This is a genomic window from Bacillus sp. 1780r2a1 (assembly GCA_024134725.1).
GTDB classification, from domain to species: domain Bacteria; phylum Bacillota; class Bacilli; order Bacillales; family Bacillaceae_H; genus Priestia; species Priestia aryabhattai_A.
Genome location: CP099863.1, coordinates 1110792 through 1124259 on the forward strand (window position 1 = coordinate 1110792; position 13468 = coordinate 1124259).

The 13468-nt window shown below is 31.6% G+C and carries 13 protein-coding genes; 12 read left to right on the top strand and 1 reads right to left on the bottom strand.

What is annotated here, in order from left to right:
- The first annotated feature begins 42 nt into the window (after positions 1-42).
- A complete protein-coding gene (locus NIZ91_05590) occupies positions 43-756 on the top strand; it encodes a DUF6270 domain-containing protein (protein ID USY56128.1) in 714 nt (237 codons plus the stop codon).
- A 40-nt stretch (positions 757-796) separates the two neighbouring features.
- Here the strand turns inward: NIZ91_05590 and NIZ91_05595 are convergent, their stop codons facing one another.
- The gene (locus NIZ91_05595) at positions 797-1243 is read right to left on the bottom strand and encodes a VanZ family protein (GenBank protein ID USY56129.1); all 447 of its coding nucleotides are present in this window, start codon (positions 1241-1243) and stop codon (positions 797-799) included.
- A 704-nt stretch (positions 1244-1947) separates the two neighbouring features.
- Between NIZ91_05595 and galU the strand changes: the two genes are divergently transcribed.
- The 11 genes from galU to NIZ91_05650 all read left to right on the top strand — a co-directional run bounded on the left by galU (position 1948) and on the right by NIZ91_05650 (position 13459).
- A complete protein-coding gene (galU, locus tag NIZ91_05600) occupies positions 1948-2838 on the top strand; it encodes a UTP--glucose-1-phosphate uridylyltransferase GalU (protein ID USY56130.1) in 891 nt (296 codons plus the stop codon).
- 46 nt (positions 2839-2884) lie between these two features.
- Positions 2885-3541: a sugar transferase gene (locus tag NIZ91_05605; protein ID USY57097.1), complete on the top strand. Its 657-nt coding sequence runs from the start codon at positions 2885-2887 to the stop codon at positions 3539-3541.
- Between the two features lie 51 nt (positions 3542-3592).
- Positions 3593-4534, top strand: a complete 942-nt coding sequence (locus NIZ91_05610) for a GDP-L-fucose synthase (GenBank protein ID USY56131.1) — start codon at positions 3593-3595, stop codon at positions 4532-4534.
- 24 nt (positions 4535-4558) lie between these two features.
- Positions 4559-5638, top strand: a complete 1080-nt coding sequence (gene gmd / locus NIZ91_05615; protein USY56132.1) for a GDP-mannose 4,6-dehydratase — start codon at positions 4559-4561, stop codon at positions 5636-5638.
- Positions 5639-5738: 100 nt separating this feature from the next.
- Positions 5739-7106 carry an oligosaccharide repeat unit polymerase gene (locus NIZ91_05620; protein ID USY56133.1) on the top strand — a complete coding sequence of 456 codons (1368 nt, stop codon included), beginning with the start codon at positions 5739-5741 and terminating at the stop codon, positions 7104-7106.
- Entirely contained in the window at positions 7100-8017 is a 918-nt protein-coding gene (locus NIZ91_05625) for a glycosyltransferase family 2 protein (protein USY56134.1), read from the top strand. The genes NIZ91_05620 and NIZ91_05625 overlap by 7 nt, the downstream gene beginning before the upstream one ends.
- Before the next feature lie 71 nt (positions 8018-8088).
- Entirely contained in the window at positions 8089-9522 is a 1434-nt protein-coding gene (locus NIZ91_05630) for a lipopolysaccharide biosynthesis protein (protein ID USY57098.1), read from the top strand.
- A 1-nt stretch (position 9523) separates the two neighbouring features.
- Positions 9524-10513 carry a glycosyltransferase gene (locus tag NIZ91_05635; protein ID USY56135.1) on the top strand — a complete coding sequence of 330 codons (990 nt, stop codon included), beginning with the start codon at positions 9524-9526 and terminating at the stop codon, positions 10511-10513.
- 65 nt (positions 10514-10578) lie between these two features.
- Positions 10579-11658 carry a glycosyltransferase gene (locus tag NIZ91_05640; protein ID USY56136.1) on the top strand — a complete coding sequence of 360 codons (1080 nt, stop codon included), beginning with the start codon at positions 10579-10581 and terminating at the stop codon, positions 11656-11658.
- Positions 11655-12215: a putative colanic acid biosynthesis acetyltransferase gene (locus NIZ91_05645; GenBank protein ID USY56137.1), complete on the top strand. Its 561-nt coding sequence runs from the start codon at positions 11655-11657 to the stop codon at positions 12213-12215. The genes NIZ91_05640 and NIZ91_05645 overlap by 4 nt, the downstream gene beginning before the upstream one ends.
- Entirely contained in the window at positions 12212-13459 is a 1248-nt protein-coding gene (locus tag NIZ91_05650; protein USY56138.1) for a glycosyltransferase family 4 protein, read from the top strand. Before NIZ91_05645 ends, NIZ91_05650 begins: the two co-directional genes overlap by 4 nt.
- Positions 13460-13468 lie beyond the last annotated feature (9 nt).

The window sequence follows — 13468 nt, forward strand, 5'->3', positions numbered from 1 at the left end:
CTTTTGTAAAGTAGTCTAATGGAAATAGGAGTGTTACATTACGTGAATAAAAAGATTGATATACTGGGGAGCTGTGTGTCCAGAGATCCCTTTGCAATGTTTGAACATCAATATGAAATTAATAATTACTTCGCAAGAACAAACGTTATTTCATTAGCTTCTAAGCCGATGAAGATTTCAATCTATAAAATTTTACTGGATTCAAATTTTCAAAAGCGAAGCGTTTATAATGATTTAAATAAGCAATTTTTTAAGTATTTAGAAGAAGTTCAGTCCAACGTTCTCATTATTGATTTATTGTCTGAGCGCTTACGCTTAATGAAGCGTGGAGAAACATATTTTACGCTATCTGATGAATTTAATAAATCAAATTTAATGCAAGAATTAAAAGGCAAAGCAGTTGTACAGAAAACAGACGAAATGTGGGAAGCAGCTGCCAAGCAATTAGTAGCAAAGCTTAATGAAAGCAAGTATGATCAAGTCATTATTCACAAAGCCTTCTGGCAGGAACGTTACATAGATGCAAACGGTGATATCCAAAGCTTTGAAAATATAGATGAGATTCATGAAAATAACAAAAAGCTCGATTTTATGTACAAGTATCTAGGTGAAAATGTAAGCAAAGCATCCTATTTGGAAATTACAGATGAAGAAATATTTGCGGATGAAAATCATAAATGGGGACTGTCTCCTCGTCACTATGAAACATCTTATTATGAAAAGTTTTTAAACGAGCTAAAACACGTTTTAGCATAATAAAAATAACCAATGAAAAAGCGTAGCGAGGATGTCCTCGCTACGCTTTTTTCTGTTGCTTGAATCGATAAAGTAAATATAAAAATAGTGCCCCGCCGAATGAATCCACTAACACATCGACCATGCGCCCATCTCGTCCAACGATAAACGCTTGGTGCACCTCATCCGTAAAGGCAAATAAAGCAAGCAAAATCCAAGCTTTTATGTACCGCGTCTTAGATTCTCGTAAATTCCAATAGAACAATAGGGCGAGTATTCCAAAGAACGTGATGTGCGCAATTTTTCGTAAAATGAATTCTGTATTAAAGCCGTAGGAATAAGCAGTGAAAAATTCACTGCTAGGGTTTAGAACAGATCCAATCGTAGCATTGTGATCCCATACAGAAGGGTTATTCCACGTACCGGGATCGGTTACTTGCAAATGAGGCGTGTGTGAAAAATAAGCAATCGCAAGCATAAGTAAAAGGGCAATCAGTTTCTTTACCATATGTAATCCTTCTTCTAACTAGTTTTAATTTATATCCTAGAAGAAAATGGGAGATAAAGCAAGTGTAAAGACCATTCGATATAATTTTACAAAAAAATCAAAAAAAGGGATGGTATTTTTATACTATTGAAATGTATAATAAACATATTAATTAGGTATTTAGATTCAAATAAGAGCAAAGCTGATAGATAAACATCTTACATAGGCATCATTTCATCTTGTCTTCCATCTATATTAAGAATAAATTCTAATATATTCCTCATTTTAAAGACTTTAAAACTATTAAATGGATTATCCTGCAACAGAACAGCACTGAAAAAGGACTTTTCGAGGAGTGAAAGTCCTATATTAAGCATTTAGTATAAAAGTCGACATCAAACGACAAAAACCCTCATTTAAAACCATAAATTGTTATGGTAATATTACTTTTTGAATAAGCCTAATGAATTATTAAATTGATAATTTAAGTAAGAAAAAAGGTGATATCTCCTAACCTTTATCAATGGAGATACTCGGCTGTGCTGTGGGTGGCATATAAGAAAGGCACCTTAGACGCGTTTGTTGTCATTAGCATGGTGTGAGGTAGGGTTAGATGCCCTGTTTTTTATAAATGTTTACGCAAGGGTTGAGATGAATACAACCTTTTCTTAAGCATTTATATCTATATTTATTGGTTACTAAAACATGAAAAGAGGAGTTATGCTATGAAAAAAGTACGCAAGGCCATTATTCCGGCAGCGGGTCTTGGGACACGCTTCTTACCAGCAACAAAAGCAATGCCAAAAGAAATGCTTCCTATTGTGGACAAGCCTACCATTCAGTACATAATTGAAGAAGCAATCCAGTCTGGTATTGAAGACATTATTATCGTAACGGGAAAAGGTAAGCGTGCCATTGAAGATCATTTCGACTATGCGCCAGAGCTGGAAAATAACTTAGTAGAAAAAGAGAAATTTGAGTTATTAGAAAAAGTTCGTCAATCATCAAACGTTGATATCCATTATATTCGTCAAAAAGAACCAAAAGGTTTAGGTCATGCTGTGTGGTGCGCTCGCAACTTTATCGGTAATGAGCCGTTCGCTGTACTGCTAGGAGACGACATTGTGCAGGCTGAAACACCTTCCCTGCGTCAGCTCATGAATGAATATGAAAGCACCTTATCATCGGTTATTGGTGTGCAAACGGTGGCAGATGAACAAACGCATCGCTACGGAATTGTTGATCCAATTTCTAGTGAAGGCCGTCGCTATCAGGTTAATACGTTTGTAGAAAAGCCAGCTCCAGGTACGGCACCATCAAATCTAGCTATTATGGGACGCTATGTTTTTACTCCTGAAATCTTCATGTTCCTAGAACAGCAAGAAATTGGTGCAGGCGGAGAAATTCAGTTAACAGACGCCATTCAAAAGCTAAACGAAATTCAACGCGTGTTTGCGTATGACTTTGAAGGTAAGCGGTATGACGTAGGAGAAAAGCTAGGATTTATTGAAACAACGCTTGAATTTGCCTTGCAGCATGACGACTTGAAAAATCAGCTTTTAGAAATCATGGAACGTCTGGTAGAGCAAAACAAAGCAGCAATGAACGTAAAATAAATAAAGGGGTGTTAAAAGTATGCCACCAGTAGCTCAGCAAAAAGCTATGCAAGCAAAAGCACCCCAGATAAAAGGCGCGATTTTCGTTAATGAACCATTTTTATATCGATACACTAAACGAAGTACTGATATTGTTGGTTCATTAGCTGGAATAATTGTTCTATCATTTTTATTCCTTGTCATTTCAGTTTGGATTAAAATAGAGGATCCAAAAGGCCCCGTATTCTTTTCGCAAAAACGCGTAGGTAAAAATGGAAAAGAATTTAATATGTATAAGTTCCGCTCAATGGTGACGGATGCAGAAGAAAGGCTAAAAGAGCTTCTAGCGCTAAACGAAACGACGGGTGCTATGTTTAAAATGAAGAACGATCCGCGGGTCACAAGAGTGGGGCGTTTTATTCGTAAAACGAGTATTGATGAACTACCACAGTTATTCAATGTATTAAAAGGAGATATGAGCCTCGTCGGACCAAGACCTCCACTGCCAAGAGAAGTAGATGAATATACTTCTTACGATAAGCAGCGACTTTTTGTTGTGCCAGGCTGCACAGGCTTATGGCAAGTCAGCGGGCGAAGTAACATTGGGTTTAAAGAAATGGTGGAACTAGATTTGCAATACATACAAACAAGAAGCCTTTTGATAGACGTAAAGATTATCTTTAAAACCATACTTGTCCTTTTTGGTTCCAAAGACGCTTTTTAAAGATTGAATATAAAAAATCATTTTACTATTTTGAAAGATGGTGTATCCTTCATGAGAAAAGATTCAAAAATTTATGTTGCTGGTCATAGAGGGTTAGTAGGCTCAGCAATCCTCACAAAACTACAGGAAAAAGGTTATACAAACCTTGTTTATCGTACAAGCGGTGAGCTAGATCTGCGTGATAAGTTCGCAGTGGATGCGTTCTTTGCAGAAGAAAAGCCAGAGTTTGTCTTTCTAGCAGCAGCAAAAGTAGGCGGAATTGTAGCCAATAATGAGTACCCAGCAGACTTCATTCGCGACAACCTGTTAATTCAAACAAATGTGATTGATGCGTCGCATCGCAATAATGTTGAGAAACTACTATTTTTAGGCAGCACATGTATTTATCCAAAACTTGCGCCACAGCCATTAAAAGAAGAGTACCTATTAACTGGTGAACTTGAGCCAACAAACGAACCGTACGCAATTGCGAAAATTGCCGGTATTAAAATGTGCGAGTCTTATAACCGTCAATACGGTACAAAATATATTTCGGCGATGCCAACAAATCTATACGGACCAAACGACAACTTTGATTTACAAACATCACACGTGTTACCAGCGCTACTTCGTAAGTTCCACGAAGCAAAAGAAAGCAACGCACCGTTTGTGGAAATGTGGGGAACGGGAACACCAAAACGTGAATTTCTATATTCAGATGACTTAGCGAATGCATGCGTGTTCTTAATGGATACATATGAAGGAAATGAAATTGTCAATATCGGTGTGGGTGATGATATTGCGATAAAAGAGCTGGGCGAAAAAGTAAAAGCAGTTGTTGGATACGAAGGTGAGATTCAGTTTGACACAACAAAGCCAGACGGAACGCCTCGTAAGCTAGTAGACGTAACAAAGATTAATAGCTTAGGTTGGAAAGCAACAACTTCTTTAGAAGAAGGTTTAGAAAAAGCATATCAATGGTTTTTAGAAAACGAACTAACAAAGATTAACTAATTGACGATATAACTGGAGGATATTATGAAAAAGGCATTGATTACAGGTGTAACAGGACAAGACGGATCATACTTAGCAGAATTTTTACTAGAAAAAGGATATGAAGTACACGGAATTATCCGTCGCAGCTCATCTTATAACCAAGAGCGTTTAGAAGATCTTCTAACAGAAGAAGCAGCGAGCGCACTATTAAATAATTCAAACTTCCACCTGCACTACGGTGACGTAACTGATGCACTAAATATCACACGTATTATTGGTGATATTAAGCCAGATGAAATTTACAACTTAGCCGCCCAGTCTCATGTGCGCGTATCCTTTGATATGCCTGGCTACACGCTAGACGTTGACGCAAAAGGAACATTAAATATTCTAGAAGCCGTTCGTATTTTAGGTCTAACGGATAAAACACGCGTATATCAAGCGTCTACTTCTGAGCTGTTCGGTAAAGTACAAGAAGTACCGCAAAGAGAAACAACGCCATTTTATCCACGTTCTCCATACGGCGTAGCGAAAATTTACGGCTTCTGGATTACAAAAAACTACCGTGAATCTTATAATATGTTCGCAGTAAACGGAATTTTATTCAACCATGAATCAGAGCGTCGCGGTGAAACGTTCGTAACGCGTAAAATTACGCTTGCTGCTTCACGTATTGCGCAAGGTAAACAAGATAAGCTGATGCTTGGAAACCTGGAGTCATTACGCGACTGGGGTTACGCAAAAGACTATGTTGAATGCATGTGGTTAATTCTTCAGCACGATAAGCCAGAAGACTTTGTTATCGCAACAGGTGAAATGCACTCTGTACGTGAGTTTGTGCAGTTAGCATTCAAGCACACAGGTATTGAAGTTGAGTGGCAAGGCGAAGGCGTAGATGAAAAAGGTATCAATAAAGCAACGGGTGAAGTAATCGTTGAAGTTGATCCAAAGTTCTTCCGTCCAGCTGAAGTAGAGCAACTTTTAGGAGATCCGACAAAAGCAAGAACGTTATTAGGTTGGAATCCAACGAAGACTTCTTTTGAAGAGCTAGTGAAGATTATGGTTGAAGCGGATATGAAGAAGGTTGAGAGTGAAGATACAGTTAAGGTTATGTTTGATTGATTTTAGAAAAGATAAAGTTGAGAAGATGTATATATCTTCTCAACTTTATCTTATAATTGACTTAAAAAAAGTTGTATTATTCTAGCATTTAGGTGAATATATGAATAAATTTATTATATATACAAATGTACTCTGTGTTTTACTATTTACAATAAGTATAAAATACTTATTACCGTCGGGATTAACATCAATTTTATTGTATGCAGTATTCTGTCTTTTAAATCTTTATATAATTTCGTATTTAATAGTAAAAAAAATAACTAATAATCTCATTGTTATATTTTTATTTCTATTGTGGCTAGTTCATAATAGCTTTTCTTTTTATAGGATATCTTATATTCAAAGATTTTCTAGTAGCGAAGTGAATTTCGTATATCTTTTAATGATTATAGCTACAATATTGATTTTTATAGGATTCAAGTTCAGTCAAATGTTTAAAGTAAAAAAAGGTTTCTTTTTTGAAAAGGTAAGTATCAATACTTTAACATTTTATATTTTATTAGCGATTACTATGATTATAGCCATTTATAAGTATAGTGTTGCTGGTGGAATAATGAATTATATTACTAGTTCTTATCAATCAAAAATCCCAGGAGATATGAAGTTTGTAATCTTTATACTTGATGGAATATTCTCAGCAAATTTCTTTTTTATAGCACTCATATATGCATTTAATTCAACTCATAAAAGAGCTAAAAGTTTAGCGTGGTTGTATATTGTATTTAATTTGTTTGACATTATAATTTCAGGTAAATCTTCTGGTGTTTTATACAGAATTATATCAATTGTTATTTTTGCATTAATAACTATTCAGAACCCGAAAAAGTTAAAAAAAGTCACAAGTATATTTAAACCTCTTGTAATACTGGGCTTAATGATAGGAATCTTAATTAGGTTTAATAGGAGTAGTGAAGACTTTTCTCTTAACATTTTAAGAGATGCGTTAGATACAATTATTTTAAGTCCAACTTTTGATAGTTTGGAAAATTTCGCAAGGATTATAGATGTATTTTCTCCAACATATACACTGGGACAATTTATATATCCATTTGTGAATTTCATACCAAGATCTATTTTTCCTGACAAACCAGTGGAACTGGGAAGAGTTATTGCTGTTGAGTTTTATGGGTTTTCTGTTGATCAAGTTGGTGGTTTTGCCCCAAGTATCTTAGGAGAATTTTATTATGATTTTGGTTATTTAGGGATTTTCACGGGATTACTAACTGTTGGATTCTTCCTAGGTTTTCTCCAAAAGAAATTCAATAAAACCACATTAACTTTATTGGTTGTTGCAATAATGATTCAAGTTTCTGTTAATACAGCAATCATACCCAATTGGTATACAGGCTGGGGAATTCGCTTCTCTTACATAGTAATCTTCTGGGGAATTGCGTTCAGTATTAATAGCTTTATTAATAACTATATAGTACCAAAAAACTTTAAGAATAAGGGTTGGAAAAAATGTTAGATAATAGACCATTAGTTAGTATAGTAATTCCTACTTACAATCGAGCTGATACTATTATTAACACTCTTAATTCTGTTTTTAATCAATCATATCAAAACTATGAAATTATAATAGTCGATGATGCTTCAAGTGATAATACAGAAGAGATGATAGTTAATATAGAGGACTCTAGAATTAAGTATATTAAATTAGATGAAAACTCTAAAGGGACTAAGCCAAGAAATGTAGGTATTCAATCCAGTAAGGGGGATTACATTGCATTTTTGGATTCGGATGACGAATGGGTTCCAGATAAATTAGAACGGCAGCTAAATTATATTAACAAATCGGAATTACCTAGAGATCAAATAATGTGTTTTACAGGAATTATTTTAAAAACTGAGAAGGAGAAAAGATGTGTAACAAATGATAAATTAATTAAAAATACGGATATTATGGAATATATTTTTGTGAATGAAAATATTGTACAAACTAGTACTTTCTTAGTTTCTAGTAAATTAGCAAAAAACACCTTGTTTAATCCGGAGGTAAAGAAGCACCAGGACTGGGATTTTTGTTTGCGAATGAGAGAGAAAGGAGCTATGTTCTTATGTTTAAATGAGTGCTTAACTATTTGGTATGATGAAAGAAATAGACAAGATAGAATAAGCAATGATGGAAACTATCATAATTCCATTCTTTGGTTTGATAACAATAAATATAAATTGACTAAGAGAGCACAATATGCTTTTAAAGGAATTGTATTAGTAAATATGCTAGTTAATATGAGAAAGAGAAAGGATGCTTTATTCATAAGTTTGCATGCTTTTTCTAATAGAGGTATAAACTTAAAAAGATTAATGAAGAATTGTTTAAAGATTTTTTTACCAAAAAGAATCATACTTTATGGAATCACTTTTTCTAAAAAATAATTTTGAGGTTGAAAAAGCCTTTTTTGTAGAATACTTTACAAGTTCTTAAGGGGATCAATAATTTGAGTAGCATGCAAGGAATTAATAAAAGCTTAAAAAAAGGGTTTATATTTAGTGCCATTGGAAAGTATAGTAATTTTTTAATTCAATTAATAATCTTAGGTATACTTTCACGTATTCTCACTCCCAGTGAATTTGGTATTATTGCAATAATAAATGTGTTTTTGATTTTTTTTAATATGTTAGTGGATATTGGAATTGGACCTGCAGTTATACAAAATAAAGAAATTAATAAAAAAGATATTGATGGTATTTTCACTTTTACAATCTTACTTGCCATAATAATGAGTGTGATTTTTGCATTTATGTCAAAACCAATAGCTCACTTTTATAATAACGAAGATTTAGTTAATGCTTGTTTAGTTATGTCATTTGCACTGTTTACTAGCGGTATTAATGTGGTTCCTAATGCAATATTATTAAAACAACAGAAATTTTGGGAAGTCAATAAAACATTGATTTTTGGTAATTTTATATCTGGTATCATAGCGGTTATTTTAGCTTATTATGGCTTTAGTTATTTCGCTCTTATAGTAAATACAATTTCCAAAAACATTATAGTTTTTATTATTATGTTACGTATGTCAAAAGTAAAAATAACTATCAATCTAAGATTAGACAACTTAAAAAAAATATATGCGTTTTCTAAAAATCAATTTTTATTTAATTTTATTAATTACTTTTCAAGGAATCTAGATAATTTATTAATTGGAAAGTATATATCAATAAAAGAACTTGCTTTTTATGATAAGGCTTATACTTTATCGTTGTATCCTAATCAGATGTTTACCAATGTAATAACCCCGGTTATCCAACCAGTGTTATCGGAATATGAGCAACAAAAAGAAGTTATTAAAGTAACATATCTTAAAATAGCAAAGCTATTAGCTTTAGTCGGTATGCCTATAAGTGTTTTTATAATGACATCATCACGAGAAATTATCACTCTCTTATTTGGAAATCAATGGGCGGGAAGTATTGTTGTTTTACAAATTTTAGGATTTTCTGTTTGGGTACAAATGATATTGAGTAGTACTGGAGCAATATTTCAATCAACTAATAGAACAGACTTATTATTGTTATCTGGTATTCTCTCAACTACTTTAAATATTATTAGTATAATAATAGGAATAAACACAGGTGAAATTAAATATATAGCAATATCCTTAGTAATATCTTTTATGGTGAATCTATTTCAAGCAAATTATCTTTTAATGATAAAGATCTTTAATGACAGTCAAAAAGAATTTTATAAAAACTTAAGAGACCCTTTCTGTATTTCAATTGGAATATTCATATTATTAGAATTTATTAATATATATTTTAACTATTTGGATAATATACTGTTATTACTTATAAAAATATTTTTTATGAGTTTAGTGTATATTTTGGGTTTAAAAATAACAAATAACCTATCTTTTATAAGTAAAGTTTTTAGGAGGTAATATGATGTGCAAACCTCTAGTTACGATAGTTGTGCCAGTATATAATGTAGAAGATTATTTAGAAGAATGTGTAGAATCAATAATTATACAAAATTATAAAAATATAGAAATTATTTTAATTAATGACGGTAGCACAGATAGAAGTTTAAAAATACTGAAGAAGTACCAAAAAGAAAATCAAAATATTAAACTTATTTCTCATAGCAATCAAGGGCAGTCATATTGTAGGAATATTGGTATTAACTTGTCTGAGGGGAAATATATACTATTTTTAGATTCAGATGATTATATATTACCTAATGCAGTTTCTTCATTAGTTTCAAAAGCAGAAAAGTATAATTTAGACTTGGTAAGATTTGCTGGTGAATCTTTTACAGATGATAACTTTAATTATTTATTAACAAAGTACAATTACAATGAATATTTCGGTGATAAACAAATTTATTCTAGACAAGAACACTTATCAACTTGTGTTAAAACTTTTGCCGCAATGCCTTGTTTATATTTGATAAAAAAAGAAGTGCTGGTTAAAAATAATATAAAATTTAAAAATAGTATTATTCATGAAGATGAGCTATTTACTTTAGAAGTGTTTTTATATTCTAACAACATGATGTATGACTCTAGTACATATTATAGAAGGCGATATAGAAGTAATTCTGTTATGACATCTATTTCAAGTGAAAAACTAAAATATTCATTTGATTCGTATTGTGAAGTGATAAGCTCAATGGATAATTTATTAAATAAATTTAATAATGAAAAGGAAGCTAGTAAAATAATTAAGCATCGAAGAATAATTACTTTTAGAGTGTTACTGAACACAAAAATACCCATAAAATACAAATTTAAAAAGCTTGTAAAAATAAAGGGTATTACATTAACAAAAAAACTTTCAGAGTGCGTTTATTTTTATATTAAGAAGATTACAAAGATAATCTTCAGGAAATTAGGCTTGTTAAATTTAGCTTCTCAATGTATAAGATCATAAAAATATAATTTTTAATAAAGCTCGTTATAAGTAACATAGTATACAGTTTTAGTAGGTGAACTATTATGAAAGACAAAAAAAGTATATGTATTATTGGTCAGCTTCCTCCACCGGTGCATGGATTGTCTACGGCATTGCAAACAATTATAGATAATCAATATTTAAACAAAGAGTATTCTATAAATACTATTGACATTAAAGAAAATAAAAGAATTATAAATCATGTAAAAAATATAATAAAAAACAATTCTGATTTGTATTATTTTACTATTTCTCAATCAATATTTGGTAACCTAAGGGATATGCTTATACTAGCTATTCTTTTAAAGAAGAAAAAAAAAGTTATTTTGCATTATCATGGTGGTTATTATAAACATTTATATGAGAAAATGAATAAATTTCAAAGATATATAAATCGAAGGCTTATCTCAAAAATTCATATAATGATTGCCTTAGGTGACAGCTTAAAAAGTATTTTTGATGATGTCATTAGTCCTGAAAAGATTAGGGTCTGTGAAAATTATATTGAAGAATCAAGCTTAACAGATGATTTAAGTTTTAACCAAAAACTAGACCAATTAAAAAGCAACTCTACCCTTGAAGTTTTATATTTAAGTAACTTTATTAAAAGTAAAGGGTATATGGATGTTTTAAAGTCTGCTAAAGTTTTGCGAAACGAAAATATAAGATTTCATTTTGCGGGGGCGTTTTTTACCAAAGTAGAGAAGCATGAATTTTTGCAATTGATTAAAGAATGGAATCTTGAAGAGACGGTTTATTATCATGGAATCGTTAAAGGAGAAAAGAAAAAAGAATTATTAACTAAATCACACGTATTTGCATTACCAACATATTATCCGTATGAAGGACAACCAATATCAATAATTGAAGCAATGGGAAATGGCTTGACAGTTATAACTACTAATCATGCAGGTATAAAAGATATCGTAAATAATGAAAACGGTTATTTTGTTAATTCTCAATCTCCTCTTCAAATAACTGACTGTTTAAGAACTTTATCTAGTCAAACTCAAAAAATAAGGTTTTATGCATTTAATAATCGTAAATCAGTATTGAATAGGTTTAAAGAAAAAGATTATATAAACAGACTAGAAAAAATATTTAATGAGGTATTATATAAATGAAAATTGAGCTAGCGAAATATAATCAAACTTTATACTCTAGAGGTAAAAACGGAGTTTTTATATTAATATGGTGGCTTGTTCAAGGAACTTTATTTAAATATTCTTTACACCCTATGTATAATTGGAGAAACAGTTTATTACGATTGTTTGGTGCAAACATAGGTAAAGGCGTTAAAATTAGGTCAACAGCTAAATTTACTTATCCATGGAAGGTAACTATAGGAAATTACTCATGGATTGGGGATAATGTTCAGTTCTATAGTTTAGATAAAATAGATATTGGAGAAAATTGTGTTGTGTCTCAAGAAAGTTATCTATGTACAGGAAGTCATAATATTAAGGATCCTCATTTTGGACTAATTACAAAGCCTATAGTTATTAAAGATGGGGCATGGGTAGCAAGTGATGTGTTTATTTACCCTGGTGTAACAATCAATGAGATGGCTGTTGTGGCTGCACGGAGTACAGTTGTAAAAGACGTATCAGCAAATGAAGTTCATGCTGGGTCCCCAGCAAAGTATATAAAAAGACGTTTTGAGGAAGATGAATTATCATGACCAAGAAAAAAATTGTTTTTGTTATCAATTATTTTTATCCGGATTATGCTTCTACAGGACAATTATTAACTGAATTATGTTTAAATCTTCAAAGTGATTTTGATATTACAGTAATAGCAGCACAACCTGGATATGCAGGTGAAAAGTCAACTACAACTAAATTATTTGAAGAAGACAAATTAGAGAATATAAAAATTATTCGTATTCGCTTACCTAAAGTTGATAAAACTTCTAAAGTGAGTCGAATGAGATATATATTCTCTTATTTTATGTTAGCGAAAATAGCTTTATTGAAAGAAAAAAATATAGATGCTATTTATACAATATCACAGCCTCCTGTTTTAGGTGGTTTAATTGGAACAATCGGTAAATTTTTTAAAAGAGCGAAACACATTTACAATATTCAAGATTTTAACCCTGAACAAGCAGCTGCTGTTAGCTATACTAATAAGCAGTTTATTTTTAATTGGGCAAAAAAAATAGATAAGTTAAACTGTAGTTATTCTGATTGCGTTATTGTAGTGGGAAATGACATGAGCCAAACACTCAAAAAGCGATTTAACAATCAAAATGTACCAAATCATGTAGTAATTAATAATTGGACTAATGAAGATGAAATTGTTCCTTTGTCCAAAAAAGAAAAAAATATACAAAGATTCCTTAAAGAGAATAATTTGGAGAATAAATTCATTATTATGTATTCTGGTAACATCGGTTTGTACTACGATCTTGAAAATATTATTAAAGTAACTGAGCATTTTAAGGAGTACAAAGATATTGCTTTTGTTTTTATTGGTGAAGGAGCGGTAAAACAAGATATGCAGTCATTTGTTAATTCAAATGATATTCACAATGTACACTTTCTTCCTTATCAGCCAAAAGAATTTATTAAATACTCGCTAAATGCAGCAGATGTTCATTTAGTTGTTAATCAAAAAGGAATAAAAGGTGTATCAGTTCCAAGTAAGATTTATGGGGTAATGGCAGCTGGCAAGCCAGTATTGGGTGTATTAGAGCAAGAAAGCGAAGCGCAAATGTTAATTGAAAGCAGTCGTTGTGGTGTAGTAGTAGAACCGCAGGACTATAGTGAAATTATTAATAGCATTGAAGAATTATATAGTCTTGAGAAAGAAAAGTTAGTCACTTTAGGGTTAAATGGAAGAGATTATTTAGATCAGCATCTTAAGCGTGATATTTCTATTAATAAATACCGTGAAACTTTAAAGCAAGTACTAGAATCATAAATAACATGT

Bases quoted from the DNA above. Each gene is read 5' to 3' on its own strand.
- NIZ91_05595 (USY56129.1), bottom strand. From the start codon at position 1,243: ATGGTAAAGAAACTGATTGCCCTTTTACTTATGCTTGCGATTGCTTAT.
- galU (USY56130.1), top strand. From the start codon at position 1,948: ATGAAAAAAGTACGCAAGGCCATTATTCCGGCAGCGGGTCTTGGGACA.
- NIZ91_05605 (USY57097.1), top strand. From the start codon at position 2,885: ATGCAAGCAAAAGCACCCCAGATAAAAGGCGCGATTTTCGTTAATGAA.
- NIZ91_05610 (USY56131.1), top strand. From the start codon at position 3,593: ATGAGAAAAGATTCAAAAATTTATGTTGCTGGTCATAGAGGGTTAGTA.
- gmd (USY56132.1), top strand. From the start codon at position 4,559: ATGAAAAAGGCATTGATTACAGGTGTAACAGGACAAGACGGATCATAC.
- NIZ91_05620 (USY56133.1), top strand. From the start codon at position 5,739: ATGAATAAATTTATTATATATACAAATGTACTCTGTGTTTTACTATTT.
- NIZ91_05625 (USY56134.1), top strand. From the start codon at position 7,100: ATGTTAGATAATAGACCATTAGTTAGTATAGTAATTCCTACTTACAAT.
- NIZ91_05630 (USY57098.1), top strand. From the start codon at position 8,089: ATGCAAGGAATTAATAAAAGCTTAAAAAAAGGGTTTATATTTAGTGCC.
- NIZ91_05635 (USY56135.1), top strand. From the start codon at position 9,524: ATGATGTGCAAACCTCTAGTTACGATAGTTGTGCCAGTATATAATGTA.
- NIZ91_05640 (USY56136.1), top strand. From the start codon at position 10,579: ATGAAAGACAAAAAAAGTATATGTATTATTGGTCAGCTTCCTCCACCG.
- NIZ91_05645 (USY56137.1), top strand. From the start codon at position 11,655: ATGAAAATTGAGCTAGCGAAATATAATCAAACTTTATACTCTAGAGGT.
- NIZ91_05650 (USY56138.1), top strand. From the start codon at position 12,212: ATGACCAAGAAAAAAATTGTTTTTGTTATCAATTATTTTTATCCGGAT.